Source organism: Pseudomonas sp. ICBG1301 (assembly GCF_016918385.1).
GTDB lineage: Bacteria > Pseudomonadota > Gammaproteobacteria > Pseudomonadales > Pseudomonadaceae > Aquipseudomonas > Aquipseudomonas palleroniana.
In genome coordinates this window covers 568,450-587,124 of sequence record NZ_JAEKGB010000002.1, presented here as the reverse complement: position 1 = coordinate 587,124, position 18,675 = coordinate 568,450, and the positions used below count along the sequence as shown (strand labels likewise).

The window sequence follows — 18,675 nt, the reverse complement described above, 5'->3', positions numbered from 1 at the left end:
TAATAACTTCTACAAGGCCCGCTTAGTGCGCGTTAATTAATTAGCGCGCAGCGGGCTACTACTGGACTTGTTCATAAAGAACTCCAGAAGGTTAATCGGAAAAGTTGTGGTTTCCAGCAGGCTCAGGCTGTGCGAGCGCTCACATAGAGGCTAAGCATCAGGCTCGCTTGAACGAGGCTGGAAACGTTCCGTCTCTGCGGGTCTTGAGGGTCGGCGTGATCCCAGTGCTGAACCAGTTGGCCAGTGGTGGGGCAGACACGCCAGTGCGCCAGCATTGGCGCCGGGCGTACTTGGGGAGAGGTTGCGGCAAAGGGCGAGCGGGTAGGCGAAAAGCCCACGGGCATGCGGCATAGCTTGGCTCGCAGGGCCGAGGCCAGCGAGCGGATATCAGGCAAAACAAAGGGTTGAAGGGTCATAACACACCTCGGGACCGGACAAGCGACCGGCGAGGCAGTTACGGTGGAGCATCAAGCTCTAGCGCAGCTTACCGGACCGGGGAGGCGAGTCCTGTCATATTCTGGGTTTGGCGCCCGATGCCCGCAGAGGCGGTGCTCGGACAGCGACTAGATACTGTGTCCATTGGCTTCTTTTGTGAGGTTTAAAAAAGGCCCCCAATTGCGGGCAGGGGCAATCTACTCAGCCAGTTACAAAATGTCAACGCATGATTAATTAAATGATCCGGCGTTCAGAGTTCATTCAGACAAGAGGCACGGGAAAGTTGCGATATATATAACTTCATACGCCCAATGCCGCGAGATAGGCGAGATACAACAGTACCAATCCGCAGGTGCCATAACTGACCCGCTGCCAGCGCGCCGATGCGTTCTTGCGCAACAGGTTGACCAGCGTAGCCACCACGAAGCACGACAATACCGACGCCAGCATGAAACCGGCAAAAAACATCAGGGTCTGCGAATGACTGGGCGTAGTGCCGACGATGCCCGACAATGCACTGCCGAGGGCGCCCCAATACACAATGTTCTTCGGGTTGGCCAGGGAGATGGCTGCGCCTACCGCCAGCGCATTCTGCCCTGAACGTGCAGGCCCGGTTTGCGCTTGCGGCAAGTGCCAGGCGTCGATCAAGCCGCGCACGCCCAGCCAGGCCAGGTACAGCGCGCAGACCACCGTCAGCGGTATGCGCACGGCGTCATGCTGGATCAGCAGGGCGATACCGGTCAGGCCGATAACCGCCCACACGGCATCGCCCACCAGAGAGCCGACCTGCACGAGCAAGGCCGGGGTGAACCCCTGAAGCAAACCCCGGCGCAACGTCTCCGCCAGCACCGCACCGGGTGAGAGGCAAAAAACAAAACCGAATACCAGTGCGTAAAAAAAGATCGTCAACATGCCTGAATTCCCAGAAGTGATGGCAGGCAGTGTGCGAGCGGATGGCGCTATCGTCTTGGACCAGATTGCGATTTCAGCGCTGCAACAGGTTTTGATAACGGCCGGGAGTGATGCCGTAGGCGGCGCGGAAATGCCGATTGAGGTGGCTCTGGTCGGCAAAACCCAGGTCCTGGGCCACTTCGCAGGGTTGCAGCCCCCTGCGCAGCAGACCTTTGGCGCGCCGGGTGCGAAGTTGCATGGCCCATTGCCGCGGGCTCAAGCCGGTCTCTTTCTGGAAGGCCCGCAACAGATGAAATTTGGACAGCCCCAACTCATCGCCAAGGTGTTCCAGAGGCAGCGTCTGATGAAGTTGCGCAGCGAGCAACTCCTGGGCGCGGCTGATCAAGGGTTTTCCCGCCGGTGCACTCCCTTGCAGGCGCACACCACTGCAACCGACCACCTCGCCGAGCAGCAGTACCAGCGCTTCTTCATTCAGTTCGCGGACCAAGGCATCGCCGCTCAATGCGCCTTTCACCGCCGTCGCGAGGCGTTGCGCCAGCTCCGGTTGAAAACACAGCGCACGATCAAACTCCAACTGTGCCAGGCCCAGGTCGGTGGCCAGTTGATCTGCCATGGCGTACACGCTGACAAACTGCCAGGGAGCGCCCTCGGCAGCGCCACCGCCCTGAATCTGGCCCGGGTTGTACAGGGTGATGCTGCCCGGGCCCGCCTGGAATTCGCGACGGTCGAGCCAGACTTTCTCTTCGCCGACCAGGTTCACGCCGATCACACATTCATCGTGACTGTGACGGGCAAAGGACAGGCCGGTGCAGCGGGTGCTGGTGAGTTCATAGTGGCCCAGCCAGGCGTGTTGCATCGCGTTCATCGGGTCAGCTCGGCAGTGGGTTGCGCCTTAGCATACGTAGCTGACCCAGGCTGCGAAAGTGTTCAGACACTCAGGCGCAGCGCGAGCGCGGCCAGGGTGATCAACAGCACCGGCAGGGTCAGTACGATCCCGACCCTGAAGTAGTAGCCCCAGGTAATGGTGATGCCTTTGCGCGCCAGGATATGCAGCCATAACAAGGTGGCCAGGCTACCGATAGGCGTGATTTTCGGGCCCAGGTCGCTGCCGATCACGTTGGCGTAGATCATCGCGTCCTTGATCACGCCCACCGCATGGCTGGACTCGATGGACAGGGCACCGATCAGCACCGTCGGCAGGTTGTTCATGACCGATGACAGCAACGCGGTGAGCACGCCGGTGCCCATCGCCGCGCCCCACACCCCGTAGGTGGCGAAGGTGTCCAGCCAGGTGGCCAGGTAGGTCGTCAGGCCGGCGTTGCGCAGCCCGTAGACCACCAGGTACATGCCCAGGGAAAAGATCACGATCTGCCAGGGGGCTTCCTTGAGCACCTTGCGCGTGGAGATCTTGTGGCCTTTGGCCGCGATGACCAACAGCAGCACCGCGCACACCGCAGAAATCGCACTGATTGGAATACCCAGCGGCTCCAGGGCAAAGCAACCGATCAGCAAAATACCGAGTACCCACCAACCGGCGCGAAAGGTCGCACGGTCGTGAACGGCCCTGGCCGGGTCTTCCAGGTCGTCTGGGTTGTAGGCCTGTGGAATGTCGCGGCGGAAGAACCACAGCAGCACCGCCAGGGTGGCCGCGACGCTGACCAGGTTCACCGGCACCATGACGGCGGCGTATTGGTTGAAACCGATCTTGAAGTAATCCGCCGAGACGATGTTCACCAGGTTCGACACCACCAGCGGCAGGCTGGCCGTGTCCGCGATAAACCCGGCGCCCATGACGAAGGCGAGGGTCGCTGCCGGAGAGAAACGCAACGCCAGCAGCATCGACATCACAATGGGCGTGAGGATCAGTGCCGCGCCGTCATTGGCGAACAGTGCCGACACCAGCGCGCCGAGCAATACCATATAGGCAAACAACCTTCGCCCACGCCCTTGGCCCCAGCGCGCCACGTGCAGCGCGGTCCAGGCAAAGAACCCGGCCTCGTCGAGCAACAGGCTGATGATGATCAGCGCCACAAACGTACCGGTGGCGTTCCAGATGATGTGCCACACCGCCGGGATGTCCGACAGGCTGATGACTCCGCAGGCCAGGGCCAGGATTGCCCCCACGGTGGCGCTCCAGCCGACGCCCAGCCCTTTGGGCTGCCAGATGACCAGGATGATGGTGAAGAGAAAAATCGCAACGGCGACAAGCATGAATGAACGCTCCGATGGCTCGGCAACAGGTGCCGGCCGGTTATGGTGTTGGGCCTATTGTATCCAGACGCTACGCGTCGCTGCGCCAACCATGGCACTTTGTCATCCAAGGCATGGATCAGTTCGCGTGAGCAAAGTTCGTCTTTGTGTGGGAACAATTACGCCGACGGGTAGGCGCGTTGCGAGGTCAAACCCTGAAACCATTGACGTGGATCAAATCTACCGCAATCGACACACAAGTGATTGAAATTAAAATGAAACATGAATGTCCTAAAGTGCCTGCCCATTGCTCATGAAGGAAGATCCCGCGTGACCCGTGCCACTCGCAACCTGCGCAAGACCCTCGATTCCGTCGCGGACAATAACGAAACCGCGGCGTTTGACTTGATGCGTGCCGTCGAAAAAGTCGGCGATGAAGTGCTGCGCCAACGCCTGCTCAATACCATTCACCGGCTCAACCAGGACGCCTACGAGCTGCGCGAAGCGCGAGACTCGGTCGAAGGGGTATCGGTAAAACTCGCCTGAGCAAGATCGTTCAAGACAGCCCCTGTATGACACTGGCATGCTTGTCGACCCTCTGTCGATGAGCCGTTTCCATGCCTGCCGCCTTACCTCATTACGCCTTCGCTCGCGGTGCAATCGCGGTTATTCCGTTATCCCTGGCCTGTGCGCCCTGGGGGCTGCTCGCCGGCTCCATGGCAATCGACGCGCAGTTCACGCCGCTGCAAGCCCAGGGTTTGTCCGCCATTGTCTTTGCCGGTGCCGCGCAACTGGTGGCGATCGGCATGGTCAAGAGTGGCGCGAGCCTGATATCCATTGTCCTGACCACGCTGCTGCTGACGTCCCAGCATTTGCTGTATGGCATGCACATGCGCCCGACACTCTCGGCGCTCAATACACGCTGGCGCATCAGCCTGGGGTTTCTGTTGACCGACGAGTTCTTCGCCTTGGTCAACCACTATGACCGTGAAACGTTCAACCGCTGGTATGCCCTGGGCGTCGGCCTGACGTTTTACATTGCCTGGAACCTGTTTACCCTGGCCGGCATCGTGCTCGGCAAAAGCATCCCCGGGCTTGATCAACTGGGGTTGGAGTTTTCCATCGCGGCCACCTTCATTGCCTTGATCACCCCAGTGGTGCGCGACGTACCGACGGTGGTCTGCGTGGCGATCTCGCTGTTGTGCTCGGTAGGGTTGAGCTTTTTGCGCTGGGAGTCGGCGGTGGTGGTCTCGGGCTTGCTGGGCATGAGTGCAGGCTATGCGTGCAAGCGGCTGGGGGTAGGGCAGGCATGATCTACTTGATGATAGTCGCCATGGGCCTGGTGGTATTTTTCAACCGTTACCTGTTTATCGAGCCGCGTCTGCCGGTGCGCCTTAATCGCGGCGCCCGAGAGTTCCTCGGGTTTGCGGTGCCGGGCATGCTCACGGCGATTTGCGGGCCGATCATTTTTCTCGCCGATCACCGGCTCAACCTGAGCCCGACCAACCCTTATCTGCTCGCGGGTATCTGCGCGGTGGCGCTGATGTTCTGGACGCGCAGCGTGCTGATCACGGTGTTGCTGAGCATGGCGCTGTTCTATCTGTTTCGTTGGTACTTCTGAAGCGCAGGCGAAAAAATGCCCGCGGGAGGGCGGGCAGAAGGAAGACTTCTTAAAAATGAGCCAGGCAACTATAGATGGCGCATTGTGCTTTTACCGTGAAACAAAGTTCATGTGCGCGTCAGTTAAGCCTGCGGCGGTGGTACAGTCGCGGTTTTTCCATGGAGGCGATGGCATGCGTAAGGTAGTAATGGGCGTCATGATGGCGGCGGCGCTGTCCGGTTGCGCCGGCACGAAGATGAAAGAGGCGCGTGCAGGCCAGCCCTATAAAACCCTGGCTTCGGACAAGGCCCCGTTGGTAGTTGCCCAATGCGTGCAGTTCGGCTGGCAGGACGAGGCGGTGTTCGGCGTGGACGCCGGAGGCTTCAAGGAACCGTTGGAGTCAGATGGTTTCACGGTGTACACCACTGACGGTGCCTACTTTGTAGACGTGCGCGCCGCGGGTGCCGGCTCTACCGTCAAGTATTACGCAGCCGAAGACACGATGCCTGCCAAGCGTCGCCAGGCCGCCCTCGCGACCTGCCTGTAGTCCGTTGCTTTAGAATTATTCAGAAATGCCTGGCGCGACAGGCGCCGAGCATTGGCTTATTATTCATCCGCTCGCTCGACGTGATGGCTCTTTACCGGTACACGGATGTCGAGGCCTAAACGTCGGGCGGGCCTCTTTGCTCGTTATCGCGGCATGTAGCCCAAGTGCCAGCGCCGGGGAATCCTCAGCGATACCAGGCCCAGTAATATGGCCAATGCACCGCTGACCAGCAGCGCCTTCAGCCCCCATTGGTGCTCCAGCACCGCGCCGATCACCGCCCCCACAAACATCCCGGCCCACGGGATCAACTGTACCCGCCACCCGTTGCGTCGTTCGCCCAGCATCCAGCGGCCCAGCCCACGACCAAAGCGTGACAGTGCCCCCGTCACATAGGTCAGCCCCACGGGCAGGCCATTGACCTCTTCCACGGCTGCATTGAGCATGCCCATGGCGGTGATCGCTGCCAGCAAGGCAGGCAAGGTATCGGCGAAAGGCCATAAGCCGGCGCCGCTCAACAGCACGGCGATACACAACAGCAAGGGCAGGGCATGCCGACGGCCCAGGCGGCTGACCACGACACCCAAGGCGTTGCCGATGACGAACGTGGCGATCAACAACAGCAGGCGCCCGATCAGGCCCAGATCACCGGCGCCCATCGCCACGGCCAGGCGGGTGGTGTTGCCGCTCATGAATGACACGAAGTCCCCGCTGGCCATGAAGCCGATGGCATCGGTCATACCGGCCAGCACCGAAAGGCTGGCCACCAGCAACAAGCCGACCCGGCCACGCCAGCGTTGGCGGTGGGCCAGCGCGGCATTGGCGTAGGACGTGCGGGACGAAGGCAGCATGGAGCGGGCTCCTCGATGAGATTATTCGGCCACTACCGTAAGAGGCTTTGCGGGTTGGCGCAATGACCTCAGACAGATTCCAGTCGCCAGCCCGCCGGATGCCAGTCCAACCGATGGGTCGGCCTGAGCGCCTGTACAAACGCCTCGTCATGCGACACCACCAACATGGCCCCGGTAAAGCCGCGCAGCGCCTGCTCAAAAGCGAGCACCGATTCCAGGTCCAGATGGTTGGTGGGCTCGTCCAGCAACAACAGTTGCGCCGGGATTTCGCGCCACAAGGCAATCGCCATTGCAGCTTTCAACCGCTCGCCGCCACTTAACTGGCCGGTAGGCTGGGTGACGCGCTGCGCATCCAGTTGCAGCAAGGCCAGGCGTGTGCGCAGTTCGGCTTCGGCCAGCGGCGTGTCGAGCAGGTTCAGCTGTTCGACGATGGAGCGTCGGTCGTCCAGTAGCGCCAGATGCTGGTCGATATACGCGTGGGTGACGTGCACGGCACATTCGCCGCCGACCGCCCGCCAGTGCCCCGCAAGCAGTTTGAGCAGGGTGGATTTGCCGCAACCGTTCGGCCCGCGTACCGCCACGCGCACAGGCCCCATCAGGTTCAACGTGACGTAGGTAGAAGACTGCTGCGCATCGAGCCACGGCAATTGGGCCTGTTCGAGCGTCACCACATGTCGACCATTGGGCAGCCTTGAACCGGGCAGGGCGAGCAGAGTGGGCGTCTCGTCCACGACGCGTTCGTAGGCTTGGCGCACCTGCTGGTCGAGTTGGTGTTTATGCGCGTGGTGGGCGCTGCGTACGGTACTGACGATTTCCGTGGCGGCGCCTTTCCAGCGGGCCTTGGTGAACCGGTCAACGTTGGCGGTTTCTGCGTGTTTGCGCGCGCGGGCGGCATTGCGTTGCAGGCTGTCGTGATCCTTTTGCAGGCGCTTGCGTTCGCGGCTACGTTCAAGCCTGGCGTGCTCCAGGGCTGCAACCGCTGCGTGTTGTTCAGTGTCGCGTTGCTGGCGGTAAGCATCGTAGTTGCCGCCATAGACGCGCATGCCCAGCGGGGAAAGCTCGACGATGCGCCCCAAGGTGTTGAGCAACTGTCGATCATGGCTGACGACGACCAGGCCACCACGCCACTGGCCCAGGATGCGCAGCAGCCAGTCGCGGCCCAGGCTGTCGAGGTGGTTGGTGGGCTCATCCAATACCAGCAAATCCGGAGCGGCCAACAGCGCGCCGATCACTGCGACGCGGGCCAGTTGGCCGCCACTCAGTTGAGCGGCCGGCGTATCGAAGCCCAGCGCTTGCAAGCCCGCCCCATCCAGCGCCGCACGCAGGCGTTCGGCCAGGTCCCAGCGTTCATCAATCCGCTCGAAGTCATCGGCGCGGGCCTCACCCGATGCCATACGCTCAAGCGCGGCCAAGCCTTCGGCGGTGCGGGTGACCTGGGCAATGTTTTCACCGGGTTGGACGCTCAGGCTCTGCGCGACATAGGCCACACGGGCATTGCCGTCGAGTGTGCCGGAGGAGGGCTGGAGCACACCGGCGATCAGCTTGGCGAGGACACTTTTGCCACGGCCATTACGCCCGACAATCCCGGTCGGCGTGTGATCGATGGACAGGTTGATAGCTTCCAGCAAGGTATCGCCATTGGCGAACTGGAAAGACACGTGTTGCAGGGAAACGAGTACGGGCAGCCGGTTGACGTCAGTCATCAGCACCTCCAAAAAAATGTCGAACAGGCCAACAAGCGCGCCAGGCGGCTCGTTGCAGATACATTTTGGAAGGCTTAGTGGTTCACGTCGGCGGTCATCCCGTAAATCAGAAGGGGGGCAAAGGCTAACCTGCCTTGGCGTTCTTAGGCAAGTCGGCGGCCAATTGCTCTAGAAACATCGCCAGGGCGACCTCTTCCGCTTTCAGGCCCTGGCGCACCCGAGGCTTGGGCAGTTTGGACAGTTCGCCCAGGCTGAAATGCTCCAGTACCGCCGGGTGGATGTAGCACTTGCGGCACACCGCCGGCGTGTTGCCCAACTGCTTGGCCACACTCTTGACCATGGCCACCACATGCCGCTTGGCGTCGGATTCCGGCTGCCATTCCAGATCACGCAGCACCGCCAACGCAAGGGCGGTGCCGGCCCAGGTGCGATAGTCCTTGGCGGTAAAGTCGGCGCCGGTGAGGCTGTGCAGGTAGGCGTTGACGTCGTGGGAACTGACGGTATGGCGCTCACCGTCTGCATCCAGATACTGAAACAGGTTTTGCCCCGGCAGCTCCATGCAACGCTTGACCACTGTGGCCAGGCGCTTGTCCCTGACACTGACTTGATGCTCGACACCGCTTTTGCCCCGGAACTGGAACTGGATTTCGCTGCCCTTGATGTCCACATGACGATTACGCAGGGTAGTCAGCCCGTAGGACTTGTTGTCCCGCGCATACTGCGTATTGCCCACGCGGATCAGCGTGGCGTCCAGCAGCATGACCACGGTGGCCAGGACTTTTTCGCGGGTGAAACCGGGTTCGGCGATCTGTGCCTCCAACTGTTTGCGCAGCTTGGGCAGGGCCTTGCCGAACTCTTGCAGCCGAGCGTATTTGTCACTGTCGCGCACTTCGCGCCAGCGGGGGTGATACCGGTATTGCTTGCGGCCACGGGCATCCCGTCCGGTTGCCTGCAAGTGACCACGCGGATCGGCGCAGATCCACACATCGGTATAGGCGGGCGGTACGGCGAGGGCATTCAGGCGCTTGATTTCATCGGCATCGGTGATGCGCTTGCCCTGCACATCGAAATACTGGAACTTGCCCCGCAGCGTTTTACGGCGGATGCCGGGCTGGCTGTCGTCAACGTAATGCAGGTCGCGGGGTAGATCGGCGGGCAGCGCAGAGTCGGGCATGGTGCAGGTTCCTTGGCAACGGATCAGGCCGGTATGTCTGATTGACCGCGGCCCTGTGCGGTGGTGCCAAAAACTTGTGCGGAGGCCGCTCAGGCCAATACCGCCACCGCCTTGATCTGTGCCCACAGTGTCTGGCCAGGGCGCAGTTGCAGCTGGTCGCGGGAGAATCGCGTGATGCGCGCCAGCAAGGGCGTACCCCCGGCGTCCAGGCGCACCAGCACATGGGCGCTGTTATCCGCTCCAATCGTCTGGGTGACCGTCACGGGCAAGCGGTTGAGGATACTGCTGTGTTCTTCGGCTTGCAGGCTGAGGCTCACGTCCCGCGCCTGCACCTTGATACGCAGCTGTTTGCCCGGTGCCAGCGGTGCATGGGCGACGCGCATCGACAGCGCGCTGTCGGGAAGTTGCAGCGTGAGCAACTGGTAGTGCGCGTCATACGCGCTGACGGCGCCATTGATGACCACACCGGCGTCATCGCCCAGGGCCATGGGCAAATCGAGTCGTGCCAGGGTTTCACCGATAGGGCCGCTGGCCAGCGCCTTGCCGTCGCTGAGCAGCACGAGGTGGTCAGCCAACCGCGCGACTTCATCCTGGGCGTGGCTGACATAGAGCAGCGGAATCTCCAACTCATCGTGCAGGCGTTCGAGGTACGGCAGGATTTCATTTTTGCGCTGGCTGTCCAGGGCTGCCAGCGGCTCATCCATCAATAACAATTGCGGGCTGGTCAGCAACGCACGGGCGATGCCGATGCGCTGGCGCTCGCCGCCGGACAAGTGCTGCGGGTGGCGGTCGAGCAGATGGCCGATACCCAGCAGTTCGGTGGCGTGGGCCATATCCACCCGGCGCAGCGCACGTGGGATGCGCTTGAGGCCGAACTCCAGGTTGGCGCGCACCGACAAATGCGGGAACAGGCTGGCCTCCTGGAACACATAGCCGATGGCGCGTTTATGCGGTGGCACAAACACGCCCTTGCGGCTGTCCTGCCAGACCTCATCGTTGATCCGGATAAACCCGTCTGCGGCCCGTTCCAGCCCGGCGATGCAGCGCAAACAGGTGGTCTTGCCGGAACCGGAGTGCCCGTATAACGCCGTGACGCCACGGCCAGGCAGATGCAGGTCCACATCCAGGGCAAAAGCCGAATAAGCCAGTTGCAGGCGTACCTCCATCATCGCGATCAGCTCCAGCCCATCTTGGTTTTACGGCTGGAGTAGAGCGCCAGCAATACCAGGAATGCGAAGACCACCATGGCGCCGGCCAGCCAATGGGCCTGGGCGTATTCCATCGCTTCGACGTGGTCGTAGATCTGGACCGAAACCACGCGGGTTTTATCGGGGATATTGCCGCCGATCATCAACACCACGCCAAATTCACCGACGGTGTGGGCAAAACCGAGAATCGAGGCGGTGATAAACCCTGGGCGCGCCAGCGGCAGGATCACCGTGAAGAAGGTGTCCCAGGGGTTGGCCCGCAAGGTCGCGGCGACCTCGAGTGGGCGAGTGCCAATGGCGGAGAACGCGTTTTGCAACGGCTGCACCACGAATGGCATGGAGTAGATCACTGAGCCGAGCACCAGCCCGGCGAAGCTGAAGGTCAGGGTGCCCAGGCCCAGCCATTCGGTGAACTGGCCCACATAGCCGTTCGGGCCCAGGGCCAGCAGCAGGTAAAAACCGATCACCGTCGGCGGCAGCACCAACGGCAGCGCCACAACCGCACCAATGGGGCCGCGCCACCAGGATTGGGTGCGCGACAGCCATAGAGCGATCGGAGTGCCGATAATCAGCAGGATCACCGTGGTCAGCGACGCCAGCTTTAGGGTCAACCCGATAGCGGAAAAATCGGCACTCGACAGAGGCATGCAGTTAGAGCTCGTAACCGTAGGACTTGATCACCGCAGCCGCTTTCGCGCCTTTGAGGTATTCGACGAGGGCTTTGGCAGCGGCGCTGTCCTTGCCTTTGTTGAGAATCACCGCATCTTGTTTGATCGGGTCATGCAGGGAGGCCGGAACGATCCACGCCGAACCGCTGGTGACTTTGCCGTCTTTGTAGATCTGCGACAGCGCGACAAAACCCAGTTCGGCATTGCCGGTCGACACGAACTGGTAGGCCTGGGTGATGTTCTGGCCTTCGACGAGTTTGTCCTTGACCTTGTCGGTCAAGCCTTCCTTGGCCAGCACTTGGGTGGCGGCCAGGCCGTAGGGAGCGGTTTTCGGGTTGGCCATGGACAGGTGCTTGAACGCGTTCTGCTTCAGCACATCGCCGTTGGCGTCCACGTAGCCAGCTTTGGCCGACCACAGGGCCAGGGTGCCGACGGCGTAGGTGAAGCGTGAACCCTTGACGGTGTCGCCTTCGGTTTCGAGTTTTTGCGGGGTGGTATCGTCGGCGCTCAGGAACACCTCGAACGGCGCGCCGTTCTTGATCTGCGTGTAGAACTGGCCGGTGGCGCCATAGGCGGCGACCAGTTTGTGGCCGGTGTCTTTCTCGAAGTCGGCGGCGATCGCCTGGATCGGTGCAGTGAAGTTGGCGGCCACCGCCACTTGCACTTCGTCAGCGTGAGCGGTGCTGAACGCCATGGCGGCGACAAGGGGGGCCAGGCGAGAGGCGCGGATCATCATGAAGCAGCTCCTTGGGTAGTACGGCGAGTCTCAGATAGAAGGCGTTACCGCTATGTAGGGGAATATATAGCGGTTAGCCATCGCCGGTACAGTGCAAAGTCGCCTCGGGGGTCAGTTCCTCTGGAGTCTGGCCAGCGCCTGCTCGGCCAATTCGCGCGTCAGCGCATAACTGGACATCTCTTTGCCCAGGCGCAATGCCTGGCCGGACCACAGGTTGCTGAAACCCGCTTCATCCTTGGCCTTGAGCGGCATCAAGGCGCCGCCGGCCCTGGGGAATGCCGGAGCCGCCGGGTTGATCGCCCCCAGCTCGCGCATCACCCGGTTGACGATGCCGCGCGCCGGGCGGCCGGTGAACAGGTTGGTCAGCGCCGTTTCACTGGCTTGGGCAATGCGCAGTGCATGGTGATGGGACGCGCTGACGTTGGCTTCGGGGGTGAACAGGTACGCGGTGCCAATCTGCACCGCCGCAGCGCCCAGCGCGAACGCTGCCACGATACCGCGCGCATCACCAATGCCACCGGCGGCAATCACGGGCACCTTCACGGCGTCGACGATCTGCGGGACCAGGGCCATCAGGCCGATCTGGGTATTGAGGTCGTCACTGAGAAACAAACCACGGTGCCCACCGGCTTCCACACCCATGGCAATGATCGCATCGCAACCATGTTGTTCCAGCCATATGGCTTCCTCTACCGTGGTGGCCGAAGAAAGCACCTTGGCACCGGTAGCTTTTACGCGGTCAAGCAAGCGCTTTTCCGGCAGGCCGAAGTGGAAGCTGACCACTTCCGGGCGGAACTCTTCGACCACTTCGCAGGCAGCCTCATTAAAAGGGGAGCGATTGGACTCCGGGGTGGGGGCATCGAAGTCGGCGCCCAGCTCACGGTAATAAGGCTCCAGCAGCGCCTTCCAGCGGCGGTCACGCGCCTCATCGGCCGCGGGTGGTTGATGGCAGAAGAAATTGACATTGATGGGCCGTACGTCGGCTTGACGAAGCGTGGTCAAGGCTTCGCGCAATTGTTCCAGGCTCAGCGCTGCAGCAGGCATCGAGCCCAGCGCGCCGGCCTGGCTGGCGGCGATCACCATTGCGGTGGTGGTACCCACGGCCATCGGGGCTTGAATGATGGGCACGTCGATGCCCAGCAGGTCGAGAATGCGCGTGTCTGGCCAGGTGCTCATGGGACGTGTCTCCAGCGTGAGTAAGACGTTGCGCTGTTTTAGCAGGGCCCTTGGCACTCGGCCAGTCTGTTTTATTCACTGGACGTCAGGGGTATTTCATGAAGGGGACACGCAGCGGTTTCCCGCTCCAGCAACTGCCGCTTGCGCTCCACGCCCCAACGGTAGCCCGACAGCTCGCCGTTGCTGCGGACCACGCGATGGCAAGGGATTGCCACCGCGAGGCTGTTGGCGCCGCAGGCCTGGGCCACCGCACGAAAAGACTTGGGCGCGCCGATGCGTTCGGCAATCTGCGCGTAGCTGGCGGTGGCGCCCACCGGAATTTCGCGCAGCGCTTGCCATACCCGCTCCTGGAACGCAGTGCCGCGCAGGTCCAGCGGCAGATCCAGGCCTACGGCCGGCGCTTCGATGAAGCCCACGACTTGGGCGATCAATTGTTCGAACTCACGATCCGCGCCGACGAGTTCGGCCTTGGGGAACTGGTCCTGCAGATCACGCACCAGCTTGTCCGGATCGTCACCCAATAAAATGGCGCACACCCCTCGCTGGCTCTGCGCTACCAGCACGGCTCCGAGTGCACATTGGCCAACGGCAAAATGGATGGTGCTGTTGGTGCCTCCGGCTTTGAAGTCGCGCGGGGTCATGCCAAGCAGTTGGTCGGCCGCCTCATAGAAGCGGCTGCTGGAGTTGAAGCCGGCGTCGTACAAGGCATCGGTCACCGAGTGCTGGCCTTTCAAACCGTCGCGAACCTTGCGCGAGCGCAACGCGCTGGCGTAGCCCTTGGGCGTCAGGCCGGTGGCCGCCTTGAACACGCGATGAAAATGGAATGAACTCAACCCGGCCTGGCTGGCGAGCGCTTCCAGGCTGGGAGGTGTTTCGGCCTGTTCGATTTGCCGGCATGCGGCGGCGACGAGTTGCCCATGGTGGGCGGCCAATTGGGTCTGGTCAGCGCAGGCGCGTTTGCTGGGGCGGTAGCCGGCGGCTTCGGCGAGGGCAGGGCTGTCGAAGAATTCGATATTTTCCGGGCGCGGCAGGCGCGAAGCACTGCTGGGGCGGCAGTACACCCCGGTGGTTTTCACGCCGTAGACAAACAGCGTGTCGGCCTTGGCGTCGCGGGCAACAATGGCCGCCCAGCGGGGGTCTTGTTCGTTGTTCATGACCTGCACTCTTGATGATTCACGGGCAGCTTAGCGGCGTAGATCGAGCTCGACACTCTCAAACTTGCGGTCAAATCAGCCGGCGGTGCGAAAGGTCAGGTTGATCCGCTGCGGGCCCATCACCGAGTGCACGCCCTCTTTGATCGGCATCACCCCATGAAAGCGCAAGCGATCGACGCCGCCCCAGACCACCACATCACCGTGGAACAGCGAGACTTTTTGGGGCTTGTCGCCGCGTTCATGGCCGCCGAACAGAAAAATCGCCGGCAGCCCCAGGGACACTGAAACGACGGGGGCGTTGTAACGACGCTCGTTCTTGTCCTGGTGCAAGGACATCTTGGCTCCGGGCACATATCGGTTGATCAGGCACGCGTCGGGTGCGAAGTCGGGGAAGCCGGCCTCCGTTGCTGCCAGGGTGGCCAGTTCGTGCAAGGCATCCGGCATCGCCGGCCACGGGGTTTGGCTGCGCGGGTCGACGGGGCTGTAGCGGTAGCCGCTGCTGTCGGTGGTCCAGCCCAGCTCACCACAACTGCTCAAGGCCGCCGACATGGTAAAGCCGCCGGGCGTTACCATTTTACGAAACGGCGACTGCGCCAATATCCGACGCAGCTCAGGCAGCAGACGCTCAACCCAGGGTAGGGCGTAGCCCCTGAGCACATAGGATTCTGCGCCAATTTGTTCGCGTCCCCTGGGTTGTTGCAGGGCGTCATCGGCGAACAAGTCGGCAGTCATGGCTTACAGCGCCTTGCTCACCGTGATGTCGGTGATGACATCGCCGGCATCATGGATTTTCGCCAGGGCTTGCTTGGCTTCTTCCACGCTGTTGCTGTGCAGTTGCGCGAACTCGAAGCGACGTTCGCCGTTGAGCTTGTACTTGATGACGTATTTGGTCGTGGTGGTCACAGCTTTTTCCTGTCGGTTATCCGGATCAGCTCAGTTTGGAGCTGGTACGACGAACGATGCGAATCTTGTGGGACAGCGCGGGTTTACGGGTCACGCTGATGGCGCGGCGCGTGACTACATCCAGGGTGATGTTCCAGAAGCCGGTGCTGGGCGCGGTGATTTTCGCCGGGAATTTGTCAAACGCACCGCCGTGGTAGGTGTGGCGGCCGCCATTCTTGAAGCTGCGAAAATTGGCGTCGCTCATCAGGCGGATATTGCAAGTCTGCGAGCATTCGATGACGACAATGTCTCCCTCGTTGAGGTGCTCGCGCTGATGAATGAATTTCATGGGGGTCTCCAGAAGGGCTTTTTCTGAAAAATCAGAATGATACGTAGGTTAAGATAGAGTTTATCAGCCCCAGCGCGTTTATTATCGGGCCGTCGTCGACGACTTCGACAATTTAAAACAGTTATTTACCGAGTTTTTAGGGGTAAATCCTACTTTGGTGGGAGAAAATTCCTATATCCGCTGTCAGTAGGGTCTTTATCGGAGGTTTAAGTATGAAATGGAGTGTGTTGGTTTTGGCCCTGGCGCTGGGTGGGTGTGCTTCGGTTGCGGATATCAAGCAGACCCCGCCCACCTTGGTCGTCATTTCAGGGAAAAAACCACCGGAATATGCTGCCTGTGTCGTGCGTAAACTCGCAGCCACTCGCCGGCCGCCGCAGATTGAACCGCACAAGGATGGCGTGCAGGTCATTGTGCCGCAGAAATTCTCCTCGGATCCTTCGGCGATCTTCGAGATTGAAGAGCGTTCCAGCGGCAGCAGCATCAAGCTTTATGAAAGCATGTCCAATGTGCCGATCCGCCCAGGCGATATCAAGAAAGCCGGGGAGGATTGCATTTCCGGCTGAGCCGCCGCTTGCTCAAACACTTGAACCCGATAAGAAAAGCCTGGTGCTGCTGTTGCTGCACCAGGCTTTTTTTTGCAGATGAATAAATTTTCATACTACTGCGCACATACGTCCTATCGACGATTGCGGTCGCTTCTTACGCTTGCTGGCGCTGAACCTCCTAAATCGTCAAGGGCATCTTTATGACTTTTTCATTCAAGCAACTTCTTCTGCCGGTCGTCCTCGGGATGGCGGTATCCCTTTCCGCTCAGGCTTCCACCGGCCCTGCGGTCGGAGCCCAGTACGACACCAGCCATGTCTATGTAACGCCGGGCGATGTGGATCGTTTTGTGAAAAGCTTTGTGGCCACCTTCGGCGGCCAAAGCACCCCGCAGGTCGTGGTAAACGTGCTGCCCGTCCCCAGCAGTACGACTTCACAACTGGTGCAGACACCCGTCGGCACCGTGTCGCTGTTTGGTTTCACCACGCCGGTTCCTTACCCCTTTGGCGCCGAGCGTAACGGCTATCTCGTCAAGGATATGGATGTCGCTCTCGCCGAAGCAAAGAAACACGGCGCGGACGTGATCGTGCACGACTTTCCCGATCCGATCGGTCGCGACGCCGTGGTGCAATGGCCCGGTGGCGTGACGATGCAGCTTTACTGGCATAGCAAGGCACCCAATTACGCTGCGTTTCAGAGCATTCCTGAAAACCGGGTATATCTCTCCGAGCAACGCGCCGATGCCTTTATCAAAAGTTTCACGGGTTTCTCTCATGGCAAAGTCGTGGCGGATGAAAAACATCTCGACGGTGCGGTGGTCGGGGAGCCCGGCAAGACGATCCGCCGCGTAAAGCTTGAATCCGATTTCGGCAAGATGGTGATGTTCGTCACCGACGGGCACCTGCCTTACCCGTACGGCCGTGAAACGACCGGTTATGAGGTGAAGGATCTGGCGGCCACGCTCGCGAAGGCCAAGGACTCCGGTGCCCAACTGTTGATAGAACCCAAGGCGGAGCCTGATCGCCAATCCGCCGTGGTGGAGTTCCCCGGTGGTTACGTTGCTGAAATACACCAGTCGCTCGCGAAGAAGTAACGTATGAACAGCCGTCCTTCGCATAGCGTGTATGCCTGGGTTCTGGCCGTGCTGTGGCCGCTGGGGGTTTCCAGCGGCTACGGCGCCGAGCCGCCTGAACGTCCTGTGCTTAAAACCAACCGTTGGCAGGAGGACTGGTCGGTCCTTCAAAACCCTGCGTTGAGAACCGAGCCGTTAGACGGTCTCAAATACCTGTCGCTGTCGGATACGGACCTGCAGCGTTATCTATCGTTCGGCTTGACGCTGCGGGAGCGGTTTGAACTCAATGACGCCAATGGCTTTGGTATCGGTAACCGCAAGCGTGACTCGTGGTTGATTCAGCGACTGCAGGTGCATGCCGATTTGCATTTGAACGAACATTGGCGTGTGTTTACCGAGTTGGAAGATGCCCGCGCCTTCGATAAGACAACCATCGGCGGGGCAGACCAGAACCGTCTGGATATGCGCTTGGCCTTTGTCGAGTACGTTGACAAGACGCCTGATCACACCTTCAAGGCGCGGGTGGGGCGGCAGGATTTTGCCTTTGACTTGCAGCGCTTTATTTCTTCGCGTGACGGTCCGAACGTTCGGCAGTCGTTTGATGCCGTATGGGCCGACTGGGAGACAAGCGACTGGCGCTTCATTGGCCTGGCCAGCCACCCCGTCCAGTACCTGGATGGCCGCCACTTCGATGACAAGTCCAACGCCGATGTGGCGTTTCATATGCTCCGGGTTGAGCGCCAGCTCGACAACAAGAATGAGCTTTCGGCCTACTACGGGTTGTACGAACAACGCCAGGCAAGTTATCTCGACGCGCAAGGTGACGAGACCCGGCACCTGTTCGATGCCCGCACCGCCGGTACCGAAGGGGCGTACGACTGGGACGTGGAAGCGATGGTTCAAACCGGTACGGTCGGTTCCAAGGACATCCGCGCCTGGGGCGGCGGTAGCCGTTTCGGCTACACCTTGCAGTCTGTGCCCTGGGCGCCACGGCTCGGGCTGCAGTTCGATGCCGCTTCCGGTGACCGTCACGCCGGCGATGGCACCCTCGGCACGTTCAACCCTCTATTCCCGAATGGCTACTACTTCTCGCTGGCCGGTTACACCGGCTATAGCAACCTTATCCACGTCAAGCCGTCTGTAACGATACGGCCGATTTCCGACCTGTCTATCCAGACCGCTGTGGGCATGCTCTGGCGCCAAACGACTGAGGATGCGGTGTACACCCAACCGAATCTGCCGGTAGCCGGAACGGCGGGGCGCGGTGGGCGCTGGACGGGTTACTACGACCAAGTGCGTATGGACTATGCATTCAATCGCAACCTGTCGGGTGCAGTTGAAGCGGTTCATTATGCAGTGGGCGATACGTTGCGCAATGCGGGAGGTGACGACAGCAACTACTTGGGCGTGGAGCTCAAATTCATGTGGTAGCCACACACTTTCCGGCAGTGTCGAACGCGGCAGGCGTGCTGATCGGG

Annotated in this window: 22 protein-coding genes; 7 read left to right on the top strand and 15 right to left on the bottom strand. The window is 60.9% G+C overall.

The annotated features are described in order from the left end of the window. Positions 1-122: 122 nt before the first annotated feature. From JBE38_RS27635 to JBE38_RS06490, 4 genes are all read right to left on the bottom strand, one after another. Positions 123-416 carry a hypothetical protein gene (locus JBE38_RS27635; RefSeq protein WP_081086954.1) on the bottom strand — a complete coding sequence of 98 codons (294 nt, stop codon included), beginning with the start codon at positions 414-416 and terminating at the stop codon, positions 123-125. A 319-nt stretch (positions 417-735) separates the two neighbouring features. Then, positions 736-1,347: a LysE family transporter gene (locus JBE38_RS06500; protein ID WP_090370933.1), complete on the bottom strand. Its 612-nt coding sequence runs from the start codon at positions 1,345-1,347 to the stop codon at positions 736-738. Positions 1,348-1,420: 73 nt separating this feature from the next. Continuing rightward, on the bottom strand, positions 1,421-2,212 hold the full coding sequence (locus JBE38_RS06495) for an AraC family transcriptional regulator (protein WP_205343908.1): 792 nt from the start codon (positions 2,210-2,212) through the stop codon (positions 1,421-1,423). Positions 2,213-2,274: 62 nt separating this feature from the next. Continuing rightward, complete coding sequence (locus tag JBE38_RS06490; RefSeq protein WP_205343907.1) at positions 2,275-3,558, bottom strand: arsenic transporter; 1,284 nt, start codon at positions 3,556-3,558, stop codon at positions 2,275-2,277. Between the two features lie 309 nt (positions 3,559-3,867). On the opposite strand from JBE38_RS06490, the gene JBE38_RS06485 reads away from it, so the two are divergent. From JBE38_RS06485 to JBE38_RS06470, 4 genes are all read left to right on the top strand, one after another. Then, positions 3,868-4,083, top strand: coding sequence for a hypothetical protein (locus JBE38_RS06485; protein WP_205343906.1), 216 nt, complete (start codon positions 3,868-3,870; stop codon positions 4,081-4,083). A 71-nt stretch (positions 4,084-4,154) separates the two neighbouring features. After that, positions 4,155-4,850, top strand: coding sequence for an AzlC family ABC transporter permease (locus JBE38_RS06480; protein WP_060752952.1), 696 nt, complete (start codon positions 4,155-4,157; stop codon positions 4,848-4,850). Beyond that, the gene (locus JBE38_RS06475) at positions 4,847-5,158 is read left to right on the top strand and encodes an AzlD domain-containing protein (protein ID WP_060752953.1); all 312 of its coding nucleotides are present in this window, start codon (positions 4,847-4,849) and stop codon (positions 5,156-5,158) included. Before JBE38_RS06480 ends, JBE38_RS06475 begins: the two co-directional genes overlap by 4 nt. 172 nt (positions 5,159-5,330) lie before the next feature. Beyond that, positions 5,331-5,684 carry a hypothetical protein gene (locus JBE38_RS06470; protein WP_060752954.1) on the top strand — a complete coding sequence of 118 codons (354 nt, stop codon included), beginning with the start codon at positions 5,331-5,333 and terminating at the stop codon, positions 5,682-5,684. Positions 5,685-5,827: 143 nt separating this feature from the next. Here JBE38_RS06470 and JBE38_RS06465 read toward each other — a convergent pair whose 3' ends face one another. From JBE38_RS06465 to JBE38_RS06415, 11 genes are all read right to left on the bottom strand, one after another. Further along, positions 5,828-6,532, bottom strand: coding sequence for a YoaK family protein (locus tag JBE38_RS06465; RefSeq protein ID WP_205343905.1), 705 nt, complete (start codon positions 6,530-6,532; stop codon positions 5,828-5,830). Between the two features lie 68 nt (positions 6,533-6,600). Further along, the gene (locus JBE38_RS06460; protein ID WP_205343904.1) at positions 6,601-8,235 is read right to left on the bottom strand and encodes an ABC-F family ATP-binding cassette domain-containing protein; all 1,635 of its coding nucleotides are present in this window, start codon (positions 8,233-8,235) and stop codon (positions 6,601-6,603) included. 124 nt (positions 8,236-8,359) lie between these two features. After that, on the bottom strand, positions 8,360-9,409 hold the full coding sequence (locus tag JBE38_RS06455) for a DNA topoisomerase IB (RefSeq protein WP_060752957.1): 1,050 nt from the start codon (positions 9,407-9,409) through the stop codon (positions 8,360-8,362). Positions 9,410-9,498: 89 nt separating this feature from the next. After that, a complete protein-coding gene (modC, locus tag JBE38_RS06450) occupies positions 9,499-10,578 on the bottom strand; it encodes a molybdenum ABC transporter ATP-binding protein (protein WP_205343903.1) in 1,080 nt (359 codons plus the stop codon). Between the two features lie 5 nt (positions 10,579-10,583). Beyond that, positions 10,584-11,264 (bottom strand): molybdate ABC transporter permease subunit, encoded by a 681-nt coding sequence (modB, locus tag JBE38_RS06445; RefSeq protein WP_090370951.1) that lies wholly within the window; start codon positions 11,262-11,264, stop codon positions 10,584-10,586. A gap of 4 nt (positions 11,265-11,268) precedes the next feature. Further along, positions 11,269-12,021: a molybdate ABC transporter substrate-binding protein gene (modA, locus tag JBE38_RS06440; RefSeq protein WP_090370952.1), complete on the bottom strand. Its 753-nt coding sequence runs from the start codon at positions 12,019-12,021 to the stop codon at positions 11,269-11,271. Between the two features lie 111 nt (positions 12,022-12,132). Next, the gene (locus JBE38_RS06435; protein WP_205343902.1) at positions 12,133-13,197 is read right to left on the bottom strand and encodes an NAD(P)H-dependent flavin oxidoreductase; all 1,065 of its coding nucleotides are present in this window, start codon (positions 13,195-13,197) and stop codon (positions 12,133-12,135) included. Positions 13,198-13,268: 71 nt separating this feature from the next. Beyond that, positions 13,269-14,351, bottom strand: coding sequence for a bifunctional DNA-binding transcriptional regulator/O6-methylguanine-DNA methyltransferase Ada (gene ada, locus JBE38_RS06430; protein WP_205343901.1), 1,083 nt, complete (start codon positions 14,349-14,351; stop codon positions 13,269-13,271). Between the two features lie 75 nt (positions 14,352-14,426). Next, positions 14,427-15,083 carry a DNA oxidative demethylase AlkB gene (alkB, locus tag JBE38_RS06425; protein WP_205343900.1) on the bottom strand — a complete coding sequence of 219 codons (657 nt, stop codon included), beginning with the start codon at positions 15,081-15,083 and terminating at the stop codon, positions 14,427-14,429. Positions 15,084-15,086: 3 nt separating this feature from the next. Continuing rightward, the gene (locus JBE38_RS06420) at positions 15,087-15,254 is read right to left on the bottom strand and encodes a hypothetical protein (protein ID WP_090370960.1); all 168 of its coding nucleotides are present in this window, start codon (positions 15,252-15,254) and stop codon (positions 15,087-15,089) included. 25 nt (positions 15,255-15,279) lie between these two features. Further along, entirely contained in the window at positions 15,280-15,582 is a 303-nt protein-coding gene (locus tag JBE38_RS06415) for a DUF1883 domain-containing protein (RefSeq protein ID WP_003191319.1), read from the bottom strand. A gap of 212 nt (positions 15,583-15,794) precedes the next feature. Between JBE38_RS06415 and JBE38_RS06410 the strand changes: the two genes are divergently transcribed. The 3 genes from JBE38_RS06410 (at position 15,795) to JBE38_RS06400 (ending at position 18,628) form a co-directional block, all read left to right on the top strand. After that, positions 15,795-16,145 carry a hypothetical protein gene (locus tag JBE38_RS06410; RefSeq protein ID WP_060752964.1) on the top strand — a complete coding sequence of 117 codons (351 nt, stop codon included), beginning with the start codon at positions 15,795-15,797 and terminating at the stop codon, positions 16,143-16,145. 182 nt (positions 16,146-16,327) lie between these two features. After that, positions 16,328-17,218 (top strand): glyoxalase, encoded by an 891-nt coding sequence (locus tag JBE38_RS06405; RefSeq protein ID WP_205343899.1) that lies wholly within the window; start codon positions 16,328-16,330, stop codon positions 17,216-17,218. Positions 17,219-17,221: 3 nt separating this feature from the next. After that, positions 17,222-18,628, top strand: coding sequence for an alginate export family protein (locus tag JBE38_RS06400; RefSeq protein WP_205343898.1), 1,407 nt, complete (start codon positions 17,222-17,224; stop codon positions 18,626-18,628). The last annotated feature ends 47 nt before the right edge of the window (positions 18,629-18,675 follow it).